At 61.5% G+C, this 17,840-nt stretch carries 16 protein-coding genes; 7 read left to right on the forward strand and 9 right to left on the reverse strand.

Features of this window, described 5'->3' with window-relative positions; all coding sequences use genetic code 11:
• Window positions 1–4 precede the first annotated feature (4 nt).
• Together M2497_RS09185 and mfd are read right to left on the reverse strand one after the other, a co-directional pair.
• Window positions 5–571 (reverse strand): CsiV family protein, encoded by a 567-nt coding sequence (locus tag M2497_RS09185; RefSeq protein ID WP_248487014.1) that lies wholly within the window; start codon window positions 569–571, stop codon window positions 5–7.
• A gap of 11 nt (window positions 572–582) precedes the next feature.
• Window positions 583–4,032: a transcription-repair coupling factor gene (mfd, locus tag M2497_RS09190; protein ID WP_248487015.1), complete on the reverse strand. Its 3,450-nt coding sequence runs from the start codon at window positions 4,030–4,032 to the stop codon at window positions 583–585.
• A 340-nt stretch (window positions 4,033–4,372) separates the two neighbouring features.
• On the opposite strand from mfd, the gene M2497_RS09195 reads away from it, so the two are divergent.
• On the forward strand, window positions 4,373–5,836 hold the full coding sequence (locus M2497_RS09195) for a glyceraldehyde-3-phosphate dehydrogenase (protein WP_248487016.1): 1,464 nt from the start codon (window positions 4,373–4,375) through the stop codon (window positions 5,834–5,836).
• A 191-nt stretch (window positions 5,837–6,027) separates the two neighbouring features.
• Here the strand turns inward: M2497_RS09195 and M2497_RS09200 are convergent, their stop codons facing one another.
• The gene (locus M2497_RS09200; RefSeq protein WP_248487017.1) at window positions 6,028–6,549 is read right to left on the reverse strand and encodes a chalcone isomerase family protein; all 522 of its coding nucleotides are present in this window, start codon (window positions 6,547–6,549) and stop codon (window positions 6,028–6,030) included.
• Between the two features lie 233 nt (window positions 6,550–6,782).
• On the opposite strand from M2497_RS09200, the gene sthA reads away from it, so the two are divergent.
• Window positions 6,783–8,177 carry a Si-specific NAD(P)(+) transhydrogenase gene (gene sthA, locus M2497_RS09205; RefSeq protein ID WP_248487019.1) on the forward strand — a complete coding sequence of 465 codons (1,395 nt, stop codon included), beginning with the start codon at window positions 6,783–6,785 and terminating at the stop codon, window positions 8,175–8,177.
• A 42-nt stretch (window positions 8,178–8,219) separates the two neighbouring features.
• Here the strand turns inward: sthA and M2497_RS09210 are convergent, their stop codons facing one another.
• On the reverse strand, window positions 8,220–8,942 hold the full coding sequence (locus M2497_RS09210) for a glycerophosphodiester phosphodiesterase (protein WP_095015140.1): 723 nt from the start codon (window positions 8,940–8,942) through the stop codon (window positions 8,220–8,222).
• 43 nt (window positions 8,943–8,985) lie between these two features.
• Window positions 8,986–9,570 carry a PilZ domain-containing protein gene (locus M2497_RS09215; RefSeq protein ID WP_248487020.1) on the reverse strand — a complete coding sequence of 195 codons (585 nt, stop codon included), beginning with the start codon at window positions 9,568–9,570 and terminating at the stop codon, window positions 8,986–8,988.
• 94 nt (window positions 9,571–9,664) lie between these two features.
• Here M2497_RS09215 and M2497_RS09220 point away from each other — a divergent pair, with 94 nt between their 5' ends.
• The 3 genes from M2497_RS09220 (at window position 9,665) to M2497_RS09230 (ending at window position 12,913) form a co-directional block, all read left to right on the forward strand.
• Window positions 9,665–10,915, forward strand: coding sequence for a lipoprotein-releasing ABC transporter permease subunit (locus tag M2497_RS09220; RefSeq protein ID WP_071489019.1), 1,251 nt, complete (start codon window positions 9,665–9,667; stop codon window positions 10,913–10,915).
• Between the two features lie 7 nt (window positions 10,916–10,922).
• Entirely contained in the window at window positions 10,923–11,606 is a 684-nt protein-coding gene (lolD, locus tag M2497_RS09225; RefSeq protein ID WP_017477213.1) for a lipoprotein-releasing ABC transporter ATP-binding protein LolD, read from the forward strand.
• A 62-nt stretch (window positions 11,607–11,668) separates the two neighbouring features.
• Window positions 11,669–12,913 carry a lipoprotein-releasing ABC transporter permease subunit gene (locus tag M2497_RS09230; RefSeq protein WP_248487021.1) on the forward strand — a complete coding sequence of 415 codons (1,245 nt, stop codon included), beginning with the start codon at window positions 11,669–11,671 and terminating at the stop codon, window positions 12,911–12,913.
• Between the two features lie 106 nt (window positions 12,914–13,019).
• Here the strand turns inward: M2497_RS09230 and M2497_RS09235 are convergent, their stop codons facing one another.
• Window positions 13,020–14,366 (reverse strand): heavy metal sensor histidine kinase, encoded by a 1,347-nt coding sequence (locus M2497_RS09235; RefSeq protein ID WP_248487022.1) that lies wholly within the window; start codon window positions 14,364–14,366, stop codon window positions 13,020–13,022.
• Window positions 14,363–15,043 (reverse strand): heavy metal response regulator transcription factor, encoded by a 681-nt coding sequence (locus M2497_RS09240; RefSeq protein WP_058424549.1) that lies wholly within the window; start codon window positions 15,041–15,043, stop codon window positions 14,363–14,365. The genes M2497_RS09235 and M2497_RS09240 overlap by 4 nt, the downstream gene beginning before the upstream one ends.
• 155 nt (window positions 15,044–15,198) lie before the next feature.
• Between M2497_RS09240 and M2497_RS09245 the strand changes: the two genes are divergently transcribed.
• Both M2497_RS09245 and queF read left to right on the forward strand, forming a co-directional pair.
• Window positions 15,199–15,711 carry a cupredoxin family protein gene (locus M2497_RS09245; RefSeq protein ID WP_248487023.1) on the forward strand — a complete coding sequence of 171 codons (513 nt, stop codon included), beginning with the start codon at window positions 15,199–15,201 and terminating at the stop codon, window positions 15,709–15,711.
• Between the two features lie 69 nt (window positions 15,712–15,780).
• Complete coding sequence (gene queF / locus M2497_RS09250) at window positions 15,781–16,611, forward strand: NADPH-dependent 7-cyano-7-deazaguanine reductase QueF (RefSeq protein WP_248487024.1); 831 nt, start codon at window positions 15,781–15,783, stop codon at window positions 16,609–16,611.
• A 130-nt stretch (window positions 16,612–16,741) separates the two neighbouring features.
• Here the strand turns inward: queF and M2497_RS09255 are convergent, their stop codons facing one another.
• The gene (locus M2497_RS09255) at window positions 16,742–17,008 is read right to left on the reverse strand and encodes a DUF4404 family protein (RefSeq protein WP_248487025.1); all 267 of its coding nucleotides are present in this window, start codon (window positions 17,006–17,008) and stop codon (window positions 16,742–16,744) included.
• Window positions 17,009–17,118: 110 nt separating this feature from the next.
• Window positions 17,119–17,727 carry an HAD family phosphatase gene (locus tag M2497_RS09260; protein ID WP_248487027.1) on the reverse strand — a complete coding sequence of 203 codons (609 nt, stop codon included), beginning with the start codon at window positions 17,725–17,727 and terminating at the stop codon, window positions 17,119–17,121.
• Window positions 17,728–17,840: the final 113 nt, after the last annotated feature.

Below are 17,840 nucleotides of genomic sequence, written 5' to 3' on the forward strand. Positions count from 1 at the left end.
TGGATCAGTCCTGGAGATCGGGCGGTGGTGCGCTGGGGGGCTTGGCGGTCAGCGAGGTGATCTTGATCAGCAACGCCAGGTGGCCGCCGTCCAGGTAGTTGAGCTGGTTGTTCTTGGTGCGCACGTCGGTCTGGCTCAGGTGTTCGCTGGCGATCACGCTGCCGTTGGCGTCGAACTGGTTGATCCAGAAGTTCGCATCGATATCGGTAAAACGCCCCAGTTGCAGGCTCAGCACGCCCTCGATCGGAAACTGGCCGAACTGCTCCTGGCCGTCGGTGATGGCGACCTTGACCGGTTGTTCGCCCAGGTTCTGTTCCCAGGCCTTATGCAGCAGCACCGTGTAGGTGGAGTCGGCGCGCAGCTTATCGACAATGTTGGACAGGCGCGGCGGGCTCAGCCGGTCGCCCAGGCGCGCGGCGCCAGCATCCCAGTTTTCCGGGGCGGCACGGCTGTTGATCACCGGTTCGGCGTTCTGGCGCACCAGGATCATTTCCACCTGGTACGGGCTGTCGGCGAACGCCGCAGGTGCCACGACCACCAACAACAGGCTCAACATGCGGAACAGGCGCATTCGGGCGTCCTTCAAGCAGGTTTCGGGATGAGGCGCTCGAACAACGCCTCCAAGGTATTAAAGCGTTCTTCGGCACGTTCCATCGGCACCATGAACTTGAACAGCGTAGCCCCTTCGAACTTGTAGCGGTTGGGCTGGCCCTGGATCAGCTTGATCAGCACCAACGGGTCCACGGGGGTCTGCGCCTCGAATTCAATGCGCCCACCCTGCGGCCCGGCGTCGACCTTCTTGATCCCCAGTTGCTCGGCCTGCAATTTGAGCAGGGTCAGGCGCACCAGGTTCTTGGTCGGCTCCGGCAACAGGCCGAAGCGGTCGATCATCTCCACCTGCAGGTCCTTGAGGCCTTCTTCGTCGGTGGCCGAGGCGATGCGCTTGTACAGGATCAGCCGTGCGTGCACATCCGGCAGGTAGTCCTCGGGAATCAACGCCGGCAAGCGCAGGTTGATCTCCGGACCGCCGCCCAATGGTTGATCGAGGTTCGGTTGCTCGCCCTTGCGGATGGCTTTTACCGCTCGCTCGAGCATCTCCATATACAGCGTGAAACCCACCGCCTGGATCTGCCCGCTCTGGCCATCGCCCAGCAGTTCGCCGGCGCCACGGATTTCCAGGTCGTTGGTGGCCAGTACAAAACCGGCGCCCAGGTCCTGGGTGTTGGCGATCGCTTCCAGGCGTTTTTCCGCATCGCCGGTGATTTGCTGGCGCGGTGGTGTCAGCAGATAGGCATAGGCCTGGTGGTGACTGCGCCCGACGCGGCCGCGTAATTGGTGAAGCTGCGCCAGGCCGAACTTGTCGGCGCGCTCGATGATGATGGTGTTGGCGCTCGGCACGTCGATGCCAGTCTCGATGATGGTCGAGGCGATCAGCACGTTGAAGCGCTTGTGGTAGAAGTCGCTCATCACCTGTTCGAGTTCGCGCTCGCGCATTTGCCCATGGCCGATGGCGATACGCGCCTCCGGCACCAGCTCGGCCAGGTCGGCGGCGCATTTTTCGATGGTCTTCACGTCGTTGTGCAGGTAATACACCTGCCCGCCGCGCAGCAGTTCGCGCAGCAGTGCTTCCTTGACCGTGCTCTTGTTCTGCTCCATCACGAAGGTGCGCACCGACAAACGACGCGCCGGCGGCGTGGCGATGATCGACAGGTCGCGCATGCCCGACACCGCCATGTTCAGCGTGCGCGGAATCGGCGTGGCGGTGAGAGTGAGGATGTCGACTTCGCTGCGCAGGGCCTTGAGCTGTTCTTTCTGGCGCACACCAAAGCGGTGTTCTTCGTCGATGATCACCAGGCCCAGGTTCTTGATCTTCACATCATCCGACAGCAGCTTGTGCGTGCCGATCACGATGTCGATCTTGCCTTCGGCCAGATCGGCGACGGCGGCGCTCACTTCCTTGGCCGACTTGAAGCGGCTCATCACTTCGACAGTCACCGGCCAATCGGCAAAGCGGTCGCGGAAGCTGTTGTAGTGCTGTTGGGCGAGCAGGGTGGTGGGCACCAGGATTGCCACTTGTTTGCCGCCATGCACCGCAATAAAGGCGGCGCGCATCGCCACTTCGGTCTTGCCGAAGCCCACATCGCCGCAGACCAGGCGGTCCATCGGCTTGGGCGCGAGCATGTCGGCGCGCACTGCTTCGATGGTGGTTTGCTGGTCCGGGGTTTCTTCGAAGGCGAAGCCGGCGCTGAAAGTGGCGTAGTCGGCTTTCGGGTCGGCGAACGCGTAACCCTCTCGGGCGGCGCGACGTGCATAGATGTCGAGCAGCTCGGCGGCGACGTCGCGCACCTGTTCGGCGGCCTTGCGCTTGGCTTTCTGCCAGGTTTCGGAGCCCAGGCGATGCAACGGCGCCAGGGCGTCGTCGCTGCCGGTGTAGCGGGCGATCAGGTGCAGGCTGGCTACCGGCACATAGAGCTTGGCGCCTTCGGCGTATTCCATGGTGAGGAATTCGGCGGCCTGGTTGTCGATCTCCAGAGTCTGCAGGCCCAGGTAACGGCCGACGCCATGGTCGATATGCACCACCGGCGCGCCTTCACGCAGCTCGGTCAGGTTCTTGATCACCGCGTCGTTGTTGGCGTCGGCGCGTTTTTCACGGCGGCGGCGCTGCATCACGCGTTGGCCGAACAGCGGGCTTTCGGCAATCAATGCCAACGCTGGATCGTCCAGCAGCAGGCCTTCGTCCAGTGGTGCGATGGTGATCGCCAGGCGGTCTTTGCTCGCCACAAAATCCGGCCAGCTGTCGACGGTCTTGGGGCGCAGCTTCAGGCGTTCGAGCAGTTCCAGCAGTACTTCGCGGCGGCCGGCAGACTCGGCGGTAAACAGCACGCGGCCTGGGAAGTCGCCGAGGAAGTTGGACAGCGCATCCAGCGGTTGCGTGGCTTTGGCCTGGATCGCCAGGTCGGGCAACGTGCCCGCGGGGAAGCGTTCGCGACCGACACCGGTGTCGACCTCCTGCTGGCTAGCGACCACGCGCGGCCAGTTTTTCAGGCGTGCGAAGCAGTCTTCCACCGGCAGGAACAGCTCGGCGGGCGGCAATAAAGGACGGGATGGGTCGACGCGGCGTTCTTCATAACGGTTACGCACGTCGTTCCAGAAGTTTTCCGCTGCTTGCTCGATACCTGGCAGCGAGAACACTTGGGTGTCCTGGGGCAGGTAATCAAACAGGGTGGAGGTTTCGTCGAAGAACAGCGGCAGGTAGTACTCGATACCGGCCGGTGTAATCCCGCTGCTCAGGTCCTGGAAGATCGGGCAGCGGCGGAAGTCCACGTCGAAGCGTTCACGAAAGCGCGCCTTGAAGCGGGTGACCGCGTCTTTTTGCAGCGGGAATTCCCGTGCCGGCAGCAGCTTGATCGAGTCCACTTTGTCGATGGAGCGCTGGTTCTCGGGGTCGAAGGTACGCAGGGTCTCGATTTCGTCATCGAACAGGTCGATGCGATAGGGCAGTTTGCTGCCCATCGGGAACAGGTCGATCAACGCACCGCGCACCGCGAACTCACCGTGCTCGTACACCGTGTCGACGCAACGGTAGCCGCTGGCTTCCAGGCGCGTGCGCATCTGTTCTACATCGAGCTTCTGGCCGACATCCAGCACCAGGCTGCTGCCCAGCAGGAACTTGGTCGGCGCCAGGCGATGCAGTGCCGTTGTTATCGGCACCACCAACACGCCGTGGGCCAGTTCCGGCAGGCGGTACAGACTGGCGATGCGCTGGGAGATGATGTCCTGGTGCGGCGAGAACAGGTCGTAGGGCAGGGTTTCCCAGTCGGGGAAATGCAGCACCGGCAAATCGGGGGCGAAGAAGCTCAGCTCCTGCTCCAACCGTTCGGCGCTTTGGCTGTCGGCGGTGAGCAGCAGGGTAAAGCGCTTGGCTGCGCTGGCAGCCTCGGCGATAGCCAGGCTCAGGGCGGCACCGGGCAGGTTGCCCCAGTGCTGTTTACCTGCTTCGGCAGGGAGTAGCGGTAGACGCAGAACGGGCACGGAAGGTTGAGCTCCAAGCGTTGCGACAAAGTCGGTAATTGTAACGGCCCGAGGTGCCGCCTGTCAGTTTCTGACTGAGCCTATTACGGTTTGTAGGAAATGTGGTGGCTAAGACAAACAATGGCGTGTTTTGACTCAATATGTAGTGCCGAAATACGCGATTGTTTAGGAGGGTTACGGACAAGTCGGCCAGCTCTCCCAACTGGTGGCCTTCTGGAACCCGCGTATTTACTGGGCTGTAGCGGGGCGGTATTTTTTGGCAAGGGGTTTTTGTTGTGGGGCGCGCATTGCTCCGAGGGCGGTCGGGCGGCATAATGTAGCCCCTTTTTTCAGCCCCTACATGTGGAAGGTTCCCGTGACTCAGAAGCCCGACCAGTGTCTTGGTGAATGGATCGACCGTGAAGCACTCGCAGAAGCGATGATCCCGCTTATCGGTCAGCTGTACCGCAATAACAATGTGGTGAGCTCGATCTATGGCCGCAGCCTGATCAACCAGTCCGTCATCGCGATTCTCAAAGCGCACCGCTTTGCACGCCATCGCTCTGCCGACGACAGCGAACTCTCCGTCCACGAAACATTCCCACTGCTTAAAGCCATGAGCGAGCTCAAGCTCGGCGCGGCCTCGGTAGACCTGGGCAAGCTGGCCTACAAATTCCGCAAGGAAGGCGCCGGCCGTACCGCCGAGCAGTTCGTGCGTGAAGAAATGGCCGATGTGGTTGGCCAGCAAAACGCCGCGGCCCGCAAAGGCACCGACGTGGTGCTGTACGGCTTCGGTCGCATCGGCCGCCTGCTGGCGCGCATCCTGATCGAAAAAACCGGTGGCGGCGACGGCCTGCGCCTGCGGGCCATCGTGGTGCGCAAAGGCGCCGAGAACGACCTGACCAAGCGTGCCAGCCTGCTGCGTCGCGATTCGGTACACGGTCCGTTCAACGGCACCATCGTCATCGACGAAGAAAACAACACCATCACCGCCAACGGTAACCTGATACAGGTGATCTACGCGAAGAACCCGTCCGAGGTGGATTACACCCAGTACGGCATCACGGACGCCCTGCTGGTGGACAACACCGGTGTATGGCGTGACGCCGAGGGCCTGGGCCAGCACCTGGCCTGCCCGGGCATCGACCGCGTTGTGTTGACCGCGCCTGGCAAGGGCAAGCTGAAGAACATAGTTCACGGCATCAACCACGCTGAAATCACCGCTGACGACAAGATCGTGTCCGCCGCGTCCTGCACCACCAACGCCATCGTGCCGGTGCTGAAGGCGGTGAATGACAAGTTCGGCATCGTCAACGGCCACGTTGAAACCGTTCACTCGTACACCAACGACCAGAACCTGATCGACAACTTCCACAAGGGCGATCGCCGTGGCCGTAGCGCCGCGTTGAACATGGTGATCACCGAGACTGGTGCGGCCACCGCTGCAGCCAAGGCATTGCCTGAGCTGGCCGGCAAGCTGACCGGTAACGCGATCCGCGTGCCGACGCCAAACGTGTCGATGGCCATCCTCAACCTGAACCTTGAGAAAGCCGCCACCCGTGAAGAGATGAACGAGTACCTGCGCTACATGGCGTTGCACTCGGATCTGCACAAGCAGATCGACTTCGTCAACTCGCAGGAAGTGGTCTCCACCGACTTCGTGGGCTCGCGCCACGCCGGTGTGGTGGACGCCGAGGCGACCATTACCCAGGACAACCGCGTTGTCCTGTACGTGTGGTACGACAACGAGTTCGGCTACAGCTGCCAGGTGGTTCGCGTGATGGAAGACATGGCTGGGGTCAACCCGCCAGCGTTTCCGCGCTAAGCACCCGCGTTGAATAAAAAAGCCCCGACTGGTTCGGGGTTTTTTTGTGCCTGGGGATTTTGTGCTGGCTGGAAGGGCCTCATCGGGGGCAAGCCCCCTCCCACATTTAAACTGCATTCCTGCAGGGTTAATGCGGTCCAGTGTGGGAGGGGGCTTGCCCTCGATGGCGTCAGTTCAGACAATACATGTCTTTATTCCAGCAACCTCTCCGACAAGCCCTTGGGCGCTAACCAGATCCCCAGGTAAGCCCTCGCCAGCTCATCGTCGTTGCTGCTGAACAGCACTTCCCCATTGATCTCCAGGTTCAAGCCGCGTCCGGGTCGAAAATCCAGTGCGTAGCGATCACCGCTATGAATGTTGCGAAAGACGGCATGCAGTTTGTCCACTTCGGGTTTCAAGCGGTCGCTGACGTGCTGGCGCTCCAGCGTGGTATTGGCGGCCTTGATCACATCATTGCGATCAATATCGCGAAAGTAATACAGCTCCAGGCGCAGCGTCTTTTGCTGTTTCCAGGCTGACTCTGCGGGAGTGTCGGCTGGGGCATACAGCGCCGCGGCGTATACATCGGCCCAAAGATAGGTCAGTACTGCCTGGTTTTTCAGTGCCAATTCATGAGACTGCGGGGGGAAACCTGCCTGCTTGAGTCGGGCGACTTCATTGGCTTGCACCGTGAACGAAAACATCAGTAATAAACAGAAAGCGACATGCCGCATAATGGCTCGTCCTGCAAAGGTGCGTGCCGACAGTGTAATTGCAATTTCCTGAGCGTGTAGTAGAGGCAATACTGGCCTACGACGCGACCAAGGGTTAATGTGCGCGGCGTTGAGCCTTATATAGACTGTGCCCCGGTTCACACACTTGAGCCAAATTGTCCTTCATGACCGCTGGCGCGGCATGATTTAGCCCGGCGTCCAACCGTACGCCTGGCCTGTTCTGAGGAGTACGCATGGCTGTCTACAACTACGACGTGGTGGTACTGGGTTCCGGCCCGGCTGGAGAAGGTGCGGCGATGAACGCTGCCAAAGCTGGGCGCAAGGTGGCGATGGTCGATAGCCGTCGCCAGGTCGGCGGTAACTGCACCCACCTGGGTACCATCCCGTCCAAGGCGTTGCGTCACTCCGTGCGCCAGATCATGCAATTCAACACCAACCCGATGTTCCGGGCCATTGGTGAGCCACGCTGGTTCTCGTTCCCGGACGTGCTCAAAAGCGCCGAGAAGGTCATCTCCAAGCAAGTCGCGTCGCGCACCGGCTACTACGCCCGTAACCGCGTCGACCTGTTCTTCGGCACCGGCAGCTTTGCCGACGAGCAAACCATCGAAGTGGTCTGCCCCAACGGCGTGGTCGAGAAGCTGGTGGCCAAGCACATCATCATCGCCACCGGTTCGCGCCCGTATCGCCCGGCGGACATCGATTTCCACCACCCGCGTATCTACGATAGCGACACCATCCTGAGCCTGGGCCACACCCCGCGCAAACTGATCATCTACGGCGCCGGCGTGATCGGCTGTGAATACGCCTCGATCTTCAGCGGCCTGGGCGTACTGGTGGAACTGGTGGACAACCGCGACCAGTTGCTGAGCTTCCTCGACTCGGAAATCTCCCAGGCGTTGAGTTACCACTTCAGCAACAACAACATCACCGTGCGCCACAACGAAGAGTACGAGCGCGTCGAAGGCCTGGACAACGGCGTGATCCTGCACCTCAAGTCCGGCAAGAAGATCAAGGCCGACGCCTTGCTGTGGTGCAACGGCCGTACCGGCAACACCGACAAGCTGGGCATGGAAAACATCGGGGTCAAGGTCAACAGCCGTGGCCAGATCGAGGTGGACGAGAACTACCGCACCTGCGTGCCGAACATCTACGGCGCCGGTGACGTGATCGGCTGGCCAAGCCTGGCCAGTGCTGCGCATGACCAGGGCCGTTCGGCCGCTGGCAGCATCGTCGACAATGGCAGCTGGCGTTATGTGAACGACGTGCCGACCGGGATCTACACGATTCCCGAGATCAGCTCGATCGGCAAGAACGAGCACGAACTGACCAAGGCCAAGGTGCCTTACGAAGTGGGCAAGGCGTTCTTCAAGAGCATGGCGCGTGCGCAGATCGCCGGTGAGCCCCAAGGCATGCTGAAGATCCTGTTCCACCGCGAAACCCTGGAAGTCCTCGGCGTGCATTGCTTCGGCTATCAGGCGTCGGAGATCGTGCACATCGGCCAGGCGATCATGAACCAGCCGGGCGAGCTCAATACCCTCAAGTACTTCGTCAACACCACGTTCAACTACCCGACCATGGCCGAAGCCTATCGGGTAGCGGCCTACGACGGCCTCAACCGGCTTTTTTGAGCGGCTCCGGCCGGTGGCCTGAGCCGGCCGGGGAGACCGATTTCAGTAATTCCCGAGGGTGGCAGTGGCCAAACCGGGAAAGTCTGTAATCAGGCTATCTACGCCGAAGTCGGCGAGCCTGCGCATCAGCGCGGGTTCGTTGACTGTCCACACGGACACGTGCAAGCCCTGGCGCTGGGCTTTTTCCAGTCGCTCGGGGGTGCACAGCGTCCAGTTCAACGCCAGAATCTCACAGCCATAGTTCTGCGCGACCTTCAACGGGTCGAGCCAGGCATATTCGGCAACCAGGCCGCGTGACAGGTCCGGGGTGAGTTCAACCGCTGCTTTCAGCACTTCCCGCGAACTTGAGGTGACGGTGACTTTGTCCATCAGGCCAAAGCGCACGGCCATTTCACGAATGGCCAGCACCGTGGTGGCGGCGCGGGTGCGTGAGGCGCTTTTGACTTCCAGTTGCCAGTGATCGAAGTCGCATTGTTCGAACAGTTCTTCCAGGCGTGGGATCGGGCACGGCTTGACCCAGCCCGGGCCGCCTTTGCGCGCGTCCATCTTCACCAGGTCGGCTGCCGAATACTCCACGACCTTGCCGCGCCGGTCGGCGGTGCGCTTGAGGGTCGGGTCGTGGATGACCATCAACTCGCCATCCATGGACAGGTGCAAGTCCAGTTCGCAGCGGCGTACCCCGTGCTTGAGGCATTCCTGGAAGCTGGTCAGGGTGTTTTCCGGTGCTTCGCCTTTGGCACCGCGGTGGCCGTAAATCAGGGTCACAGTTGCTCCTATGCGCCAGGTCTGCTGGCGGGGTAATACGAATTCAGGTGTCTTGGGCGTCGCTCTGTTCCCGCGCCAGGCGCCGTTCCTGGGCCTGTTTCTGCAGGATGTAACGCGCCAGCAGCTGGCGTTGGGCGTCAGTCATGGCTTCGAATTCCGTGCCGACGTCAAAACCTGTGCCCTTGGGATCGCAATGGGTGACCCGGGCGCGCAGCAGCAGGCCAAGCGCCTGGGGCATCAGCACCAGCTTGACCGCCAGGTGCGCACCGGGCGACAGGGGCGTGGGGTTTTGGAAGTCGATACCGCCCTCGGAAAGGATCACCGGCTGCGGTGCGCCAACTTCATCCAGCAGGCCGCGCGCCATGATCTGGCTGAGCAGGTCCAGGCGTTTGTTCTGTACTTTGAGGAAGGCGGCCAGGCTGCGATCTTTCTCATTTATCTGGCGCAACAGGTGCTGGGCCTCGAATTCACTCAGGTGCAGTTCACTGAGCAGATTGAATAGCGGCGAATCATCCAGCAACACTTCCTTGCTCGCCGCTTCGGGAGCAGACAGGCTTTTGATTTGGAGTGCGATCATGTCGTCGATACGGTAGTATTCGCGGCGTTCTTCTTCATCTAATGTCGACATGGCGAACCCCAAGTAGCGTTAATGGTCTGAGTGTAAAGCTGCTTACCAGACCCCGCCACCGGGACGTCTTCTTTTCCTCCGAACAAGCCCCGACATGTTCAGACCTCTCTTCGTATTTATCGGCACGCGTTATACCCGTGCAAAGCGTCGCAATCATTTTGTGTCGTTCATTTCCCTGACCTCGATGATCGGGCTCGCCTTGGGCGTGGTCGTGATGATCGTGGTGCTGTCGGTGATGAATGGCTTCGATCATGAGATGCGCACCCGCGTGCTGGGCATGGTGCCCCACGCGACCATCGAGGGCGATGCGCCCATCAGCGACTGGCAAAGCCTGGCGGCCAAGGTCAAGCAGAACCCCAAGGTATTGGCCGTTGCGCCATTTACCCAGATGCAGGGGTTGCTGACCAACGACGGCAAGGTGCAGAAGATCCTGCTCAATGGCATCGACCCGGCCCAGGAACGTAACGTGTCGATCATCGACAAGTTCATGTTGTCGGGCAAACTCGATGACCTGGCGCCCGGCGAGTTCGGCATCGTGATCGGCGACAAGGCGGCGGCCAAGCTCGGCGTGGGCCTGGGCGACAAGCTGACCTTCGTCGCGCCGGAAGTCACCGTGACCCCGGCCGGCATGTTCCCGCGCATGAAGCGCTTTACCGTGGTCGGCACCTTTCACGTTGGCGCCGGCGAGATCGACGGCTACCTCGGCCTGACCAACCTCACCGACCTGGCGCGCCTGCACCGCTGGCAGCCGGACCAGGTGCAGGGCCTGCGCCTGAAGTTCAACGACCTGTTCGACGCGCCGCGCACTTCATGGGAAATCGCCCAGCATTTGGGTGACAGCCAGTACTACGCCCGCGACTGGACGCGAACCCACGGCAACCTCTACCAGGCCATCCGCATGGAAAAAGCCATGATCGGCCTGCTGTTGCTGCTGATCGTCGCCGTGGCCGCCTTCAACATCATCTCCACGCTGGTGATGGTGGTGAACGACAAGAAGGGTGATATCGCCATCCTGCGCACCCTCGGCGCCACACCGGGGCAGATCATGGCGATCTTCATGGTGCAGGGCACCGTGATCGGCGTGGTCGGCACCTTGATCGGCACGGCGGTCGGCATCCTGGCGGCGCTGAACGTGAGTGCCGCCATCGCTGGCCTCGAAACCCTGATCGGCCACAAGTTTCTCAACGCCGACGTCTACTTCATTGACTACTTGCCGTCCCAGGTGCAGGCCCAGGACGTGTTGATGGTGGGCGGCGCTGCGTTGGTCCTGAGTTTCCTTGCCACCCTGTATCCAGCCTGGCGCGCGGCACGTACCCAGCCAGCACAGGCCTTACGTTATGAGTGAATCGGGCATGAGTGAAAAAGCAATCCTGAGCTGCCGCAACCTGGGCAAATCCTATGAGGAAGGTCCGGAGTCGGTGGTGGTGCTGTCCAACCTGCAACTTGAGCTGCACCCGGGCGAGCGCGTGGCGATCGTCGGCAGTTCCGGTTCCGGTAAAAGTACCTTGCTGAACCTGCTGGGCGGCCTGGATACGCCGTCCCAGGGCAGCGTGTGGCTGGCCGGTGAAGAACTGTCGGCCCTCGGTGAGAAGGCCCGTGGTCAGCTGCGCAACCGTTCGCTCGGTTTTGTGTACCAGTTCCATCACCTGTTGCCGGAGTTCACCGCCCTGGAAAACGTGTGCATGCCGCTGCTGATCGGCAAGACCGCGATCCCGGAGGCCCGCCAGCGCGCCAAGGCCCTGCTGGAGCGCGTCGGCCTCGGTCATCGCCTGGAGCACAAACCGGCCGAACTGTCCGGCGGCGAGCGCCAGCGTGTGGCAATCGCCCGTGCCCTGGTGAACAACCCCGGCCTGGTGATGCTCGACGAGCCTACCGGCAACCTTGACTCCCACACGGCCCAGGGCATCAAGGACTTGATGCTGGAACTGAGCACCCAGATGCGCACCGCGTTCCTGGTGGTGACCCATGACATGAGCATGGCCCGTCAGATGGACCGCGTGCTGCACCTGCAGGAAGGTCATCTGGTCGCCATCTGACCCGTTTCAAGCCCGGTGCTTCATGCGCCGGGTTTTTTCATTTTTTCAGGCGGTGCAAGCGAATGTTCAGACCGTTATCGATTTTCATCGGCACGCGCTATACCCGCGCCAAGCGCCGCAACCGTTTTGTCTCGTTTATCTCGATGACCTCGATGATCGGCCTTGCCCTGGGTGTGCTGGCGATGATCGTAGTGTTGTCGGTGATGAACGGCTTCCAGCGCGAAATGAGCTCGCGCATCCTCGGCATGGTGCCCCACGCCACCATCGTTGGTGTGAACCCGATTGATAATTGGCAGCCCGTGGCCGCCGCTGCGATGAAGAATCCGGAAGTCACCGCAGCGGTACCGTTCACACAAATGGACGGCATGTTCTCCTACAAAGGCGCGATGCAGCCGATCGAGATCAGCGGCATCGACCCGGCACAGGAAGGCAAGGTGTCGATCGTGGCCCAGCATATCGTGCAGGGCAAACTGGATGACCTCAAACCCGGCGAATTCGGTGTAGTGGTCGGCGAAATCACCGCCCGGCGTTTTCGCCTGAATGTGGGCGACAAGCTGACCCTGATCGTGCCGGAAATCAGCACCGCGCCGGGTGGCATCACCCCGCGCATGCAGCGCTTGAACGTGGTGGGGATCTTCAAGGTCGGTGCCGAGCTGGATGGCTCCATGGCCATGATCCATATGGCCGACGCTGCCGAGATCCAGCATTGGCAGCCGAACCAGGTGCAAAGCGTGCGCCTGGCGGTGAAAGACCTGTACGCGGCACCCAAGGTCTCGGCAGACATCGCCGCCAGCCTGGGCACCGCCTACAAGCCCGATGACTGGACCCACACCCAGGGCAGTCTGTTCAGCGCGATGAAGATGGAAAAGACCATGATCGGTCTGCTGTTGCTGATGATCGTCGCCGTGGCGGCGTTCAACATCATCGCCACCTTGATCATGGTGGTGAACGACAAGGGCGCGGACATTGCGATTTTGCGCACCATTGGCGCCACGCCACGGCAGATCATGGCGATCTTTATGGTGCAGGGCACGGTGATCGGCATCGTCGGCACCTTGATCGGCGGCGTATTGGGCGTGATCGCGGCGCTGAACGTGAGTGAACTGGTGGGTTGGATGGAGCGGGTCACCGGGCAGCATATCTTCAGTTCGGACGTGTATTTTGTCAGTAACCTGCCTTCGCAGCTGCAAGGTGGGGATGTGGTGCTGATTTGCACGGCTGGGTTTGTGCTGAGCTTTTTGGCCACGCTGTACCCGGCGTATCGGGCGGCGAAGATTGAGCCGGCGCATGCGCTGAGATATTCGTAATATTCAAGACCGCCATCGGGGGCAAGCCCCCTCCCACATTTCGAATGTATTCACAAATCACCCTGTGGGAGGGGGCTTGCCCCCGATAGGGCCGGTACAGCTTGCATCAATCTCCAGCAGGCAACTCAATCACAAACCGCGTCCACCCCGTCCCGGATTCACAATAAATCCTCCCTCCATGCGCCCGCACAATCGACTGGGTAATCGCCAGCCCCAACCCTGCATGCTCGCTGCTGCCTTCGTGCCGTGCCGGATCGGCCCGATAGAAGCGGTCAAACAACCGGGGCAGCAACTCGGTTGGAATGCCGTCCCCGGTGTTCTCTACTGAAAGTTTCACCCCATCCTCGATTTGCACACGCACTTCGCCGCCTGGCGGGGTAAAGCGCAGCGCGTTATCCAGCAGATTCGACAGAGCCCGCCGCAACATTCCACGGTCGCCCATCGTATGGGCCGTGCCCTCGCGAACCAGGCTGATCTGCCCGTCCTCCGCCAGCAGCGTGAAAAACTCCAGTAACGCATCCACTTCATCGGTCAGTGCCAAAGGCTCGCGCTTGGGCATCAGTAGGCCATGATCGGCCTTGGCCAGGTAAAGCATGTCATTGACCAGTTGCGCCATCCATTGCAGCTCTTCCAGGTTGCTGTGCAGCGCCTCGCGGTAATCCTCCAGTGGGCGTGGCTGGGTGAGGATGACCTGGGTCTGAGTCAGCAGGTTCGACAGCGGTGTGCGCAGTTCGTGGGCGATGTCGGCGGAGAACGCCGAGAGGCGCTGGAACGCATCGTCCAGGCGGCCGAGCATGGCGTTGAAGGCCTGGGCCAGTTCGGCCAGTTCCACCGGCATATGTTGCTGGGGCAGGCGCTGGGTCAGGGAGTGGGCCGACACACTGGCGGCCACTTCGCCCATGCGTCGCAATGGCCGCAACCCGCTGCGGGCGGCCCAGGCGCCGAGCAGGGCGGTGGCCAGGGCTGACAAGCCGACGGTGAGCCAGATCAGATGCTGCATGCGCTGCAGGAAATGCTGGTGGTGGGTGATATCAAGCATCAGCGTCAGTTGTGGCGAGTCGGGTTGGCCCGCCCTCAGCGGCGCGTTGTAGACCCGGTAGTCGGTGTCGGCATTTTGCAGGCTGTGCAGGCCGGGGGCTGCGGGCAGGTCGACGCTGGGGGCATCGTCCAGCCAGCGTTGGCCGGCGGCGGTGATACGCAGGGTCAGGTCGGGCTGGCGCCTGAGTTCGGCGCGCAGTTGCGCCTCACGCTGGGCCAGGGCTTCCGGTGAATCGACCCCCTGCAAGGTACTGCGCAGCGCCACCAGCTTGCTGTCGAGCTGTTGCTGGTCCAGCTCGATGAAGTGCGCTTCGCTGGCGCGGTTGAACAGCACACCGGCGATCAGCGACACCACCGCCGTGCAGGCGGCAAACAGCAACGCCAGGCGGCTGGCCAGGGACAGGCGCTTGATCAATTGACCCGTTCCTCCAACACATAGCCCATGCCGCGCACGGTGTGGATCAGTTTGTTGGGGAAGTTATCGTCGACTTTCAGGCGCAGGCGGCGGATGGCGACTTCGATGATGTTGGTGTCGCTGTCAAAGTTCATGTCCCACACCTGGGAGGCGATCAGTGATTTGGGCAGCACTTCGCCCTGGCGCCGCAGCAACAGTTCCAGCAGGGAGAACTCCTTGGCGGTCAAGTCGATGCGCTGGCCGTCCCGCTCGACGCGGCGGCGGATCAGGTCCAGGCGCAGGTCGGCCAGTTGCAGCGCGGTTTCCTGGGGCGTGCTGCCGCCCCGGCGCAACAGGCTGCGCACGCGGGCCAGCAGTTCGGAAAAGGCAAAAGGCTTGACCAGGTAGTCGTCGGCGCCCAGTTCCAGGCCGTGCACGCGGTCTTCCACGGCATCGCGGGCGGTGAGGAACAGTACGGGAATGTCCAGGCCGGCGCTGCGCACGGCTTGGAGGATCTGCCAGCCATCACGGCCCGGCAGCATCACATCGAGGATCAGCAGGTCGTAGTCGCCGGTCAATGCTAGGTGCTGGCCGCTGGTGCCGTCGGCCACCAGTTCGGTGGTAAACCCCGCCTCGGCCAGGCCCTGGCGCAGGTAGTGGCCGGTTTTGGGTTGGTCTTCGACGATCAGCAGTTTCATGGGCGGCTCTTGGCAACGGTGGACGACGGCTTTATACCTTGGGTGCCAGGGCAGGAGGGCAACCTGACAAAGTTGTAATCTAGCAGTCAGCTGGCTGGCAGCGGCGCATTCTTAGAGTGCTCCCCAGGCGAGTCACACATTTTTGGAGAAAACCGATGGCGTTGCGTACACCCTTGTTGTTGGCCGGTTGCCTGTTGGCGTTGAGTGTTGAGGCGATGGCCGATGGCGCTCATACCTATGCGTTCGGCGAGGCGGCGCCGGCGAGCAAAGCCACGCGTACTGTGGAAGTGACCCTGCAGGACATTTCCTTTTCGCCCAAGTCCCTGGATGTCAAAGCCGGTGAGACGGTGCGCTTTGTACTGGTCAACAAAGGGCAGTTGCTCCACGAATTCAACCTGGGCGACGCGGCGATGCATGCCGAGCACCAGAAGGAAATGCTACAGATGCAGGCCAGCGGCATGCTCACCTCTACCGGCATGGGCAATATGGACCACAACGCCATGGGCCATGGTGCGATGAAACACGACGATCCCAATAGCGTATTGGTCGAGCCTGGCAAAACCGCCGAGCTGACCTGGACGTTCACCAAGGCCACGGGCCTTGAGTTTGCCTGCAACCTGCCGGGGCATTACCAGGCGGGCATGGTCGGCAAACTCAACGTCGATTGATCCGCTGGCGCTTAGGCGCGGGGGCAAAGGCTGGTAGACTGGCGCGGTTTATTTAGCCAGGTTTCCGCCATGCATCCCGCAGCCGAACATTCGCCGCTGGGCAAGTCCAGTGAATACATCTCCACCTACACCCCGTCTTTGCTGTTCCCGATCCCGCGTGCCGCCAAATGGGCCGAGCTGGGCCTGAGCGCCGAGACCCTGCCGTACAAGGGCGTGGATTTCTGGAACTGCTTCGAATTGTCCTGGCTGCTGCCGTCGGGCAAGCCGGTGGTGGCCATCGGCGAATTCAGCATCCCGGCCGACTCGCCGAACATCATCGAGTCAAAGTCGTTCAAGCTGTACCTCAACTCGCTGAACCAGACCGCGTTTGCCGATGCGGCCAGCCTGGAAGCCACCCTGCGCACCGACCTCAGCGCCGCTGCCGGTAAACCGGTGAGCGTACGCATCCGCAGCCTGGCCGAGATCGAGGCCGAGGGCGTGATGGCCTTGCCCGGTGTGTGCATCGATGACCTGGATATCCGCGTCAGCAACTACGAACACCCGCGCCCGGAACTGCTGCGTTGCGATGATTCGCGCGTTGTCGAAGAAAGCGTGCACAGCCACCTGCTCAAATCCAACTGCCCGGTCACCAGCCAGCCCGACTGGGGCAGCGTGGTGGTGGAGTACCGTGGTCACGCGTTGGACCACGCCAGCCTGCTCGAGTACATCGTGAGCTTTCGCCAGCACTCTGACTTCCATGAGCAATGCGTGGAGCGCATCTTCCTGGACTTGCAGCGCCTGCTGAAGCCGGAAAAATTGACGGTGTATGCGCGCTATGTGCGACGGGGTGGGTTGGATATCAACCCGTATCGCAGTACTGAGGATGTGGCGTTCCAGAACGTGCGCCTGGCCCGTCAATAGGCTTAATGCAAGATAAATGTGGGAGGGGGCTGGCCCCCGATGGCGGAGTGTCAGTCACAGAACCTGTGTCTGAACCTCTGCTATCGGGGGCAAGCCCCCTCCCACATTTGGATCCGGGCTGGCGGGAAGATTAGATTCCCATGCTGCCCAGCGTGTTCATGATATTGCGCAGTGCCCCGGAAATGGCCGGGTGTTCAGCATCGAACTCTATGGCCGCTTTATTCACATCGTCGGAAATACTGGGTGTCTGGGTGGCCGGTTCCAGCTCAAGTTGCAATTCGAACTTGGCAATCAAGGCCTCCAGTGCTTCACGTTTTTCTTCCGACAGCGGCGGTTCCTGTTCCAACTGCCCGCGCAGGATCTCGACCTGTTCTTCCAGTTTTTTGCGATCAGGCATGACGTGTTTCCTTTTATCGATAGGCACTGGCATAGACCACGGCACGCCGCGAAAGGTCTACGGGCTGACCTGTAGATTAATCCACCGGCGCTGAGTGTGCATGATCCGTGTCAGGGCTTCTCGCCTTTGAGCTGGCGCAGGCTGATGTCCGCCAGGCAGGTGCCGAGCTCGCCCAGGTGATCGATCACCGAGTGCACGCCCAGCCCGTACAGCGCGAGGGTGGCCTTGCCGCGCTTGAGCTCGCGCTCCGGTTCGCTCAGCGCCTGCCATTGCTCGGGGGCCATACCGCACAGCGAGCCGCAGGAGGCCAGGCCGATGGTCCACAACCCGGCGTTAAGGCCCGACTGCAGCAGGCGCGGCTCGCCGCTGACCAGTACGCAGCCTTCCAGGCGTTCGATGTTCAGCGCCATCAAGGCTTGCCAGCAGGCGTGGGGCGCAGGCCAGCGGATGGCGGACGGCGACGTAGCCTTGACCCAGGCGGGCAGCGTCGCGGCCAGTGGGGTGGTGACAGAGGAGGGGAGTTCGTCCAGCCAGGCGCAGGGCACGCCTTGTTCCTTGAGGCTGCGCAAAATGTTCAGTGCGCCCGGTGTGGCTTGGGAGTCGGGGGCGGGGGAGTCGGTACGGGCCCGGGAACCGAAGTCCACCAGGCAGCCACTCAGGCCAAACAGAACGGCAGTCAAGGCGGGGGCGCTGGCGATGGCTATCTCGGCGTGAGGCATGTCGACATCCCTGAAATAGCGCTAACGCTATCCAGGCACCATGACAGGCCGATGACAGCCGGGATAATTGTAGGAATTTTGTCCATTTTTGGTCTGACGTTTCCTAGTTACTG

This window comes from Pseudomonas sp. CYM-20-01 (assembly GCF_023169845.1).
Taxonomy (GTDB): domain Bacteria; phylum Pseudomonadota; class Gammaproteobacteria; order Pseudomonadales; family Pseudomonadaceae; genus Aquipseudomonas; species Aquipseudomonas azotoformans.

Bases quoted from the DNA above. Each gene is read 5' to 3' on its own strand.
- M2497_RS09200 (WP_248487017.1), bottom strand. From the start codon at position 6,549: ATGCGGCATGTCGCTTTCTGTTTATTACTGATGTTTTCGTTCACGGTG.
- queF (WP_248487024.1), top strand. From the start codon at position 15,781: ATGCATCCCGCAGCCGAACATTCGCCGCTGGGCAAGTCCAGTGAATAC.
- M2497_RS09240 (WP_058424549.1), bottom strand. From the start codon at position 15,043: ATGAAACTGCTGATCGTCGAAGACCAACCCAAAACCGGCCACTACCTG.
- M2497_RS09245 (WP_248487023.1), top strand. From the start codon at position 15,199: ATGGCGTTGCGTACACCCTTGTTGTTGGCCGGTTGCCTGTTGGCGTTG.
- sthA (WP_248487019.1), top strand. From the start codon at position 6,783: ATGGCTGTCTACAACTACGACGTGGTGGTACTGGGTTCCGGCCCGGCT.
- M2497_RS09255 (WP_248487025.1), bottom strand. From the start codon at position 17,008: ATGCCTGATCGCAAAAAACTGGAAGAACAGGTCGAGATCCTGCGCGGG.
- M2497_RS09215 (WP_248487020.1), bottom strand. From the start codon at position 9,570: ATGTCGACATTAGATGAAGAAGAACGCCGCGAATACTACCGTATCGAC.
- M2497_RS09220 (WP_071489019.1), top strand. From the start codon at position 9,665: ATGTTCAGACCTCTCTTCGTATTTATCGGCACGCGTTATACCCGTGCA.
- M2497_RS09230 (WP_248487021.1), top strand. From the start codon at position 11,669: ATGTTCAGACCGTTATCGATTTTCATCGGCACGCGCTATACCCGCGCC.
- lolD (WP_017477213.1), top strand. From the start codon at position 10,923: ATGAGTGAAAAAGCAATCCTGAGCTGCCGCAACCTGGGCAAATCCTAT.
- M2497_RS09185 (WP_248487014.1), bottom strand. From the start codon at position 571: ATGCGCCTGTTCCGCATGTTGAGCCTGTTGTTGGTGGTCGTGGCACCT.
- M2497_RS09195 (WP_248487016.1), top strand. From the start codon at position 4,373: ATGTGGAAGGTTCCCGTGACTCAGAAGCCCGACCAGTGTCTTGGTGAA.
- M2497_RS09260 (WP_248487027.1), bottom strand. From the start codon at position 17,727: ATGCCTCACGCCGAGATAGCCATCGCCAGCGCCCCCGCCTTGACTGCC.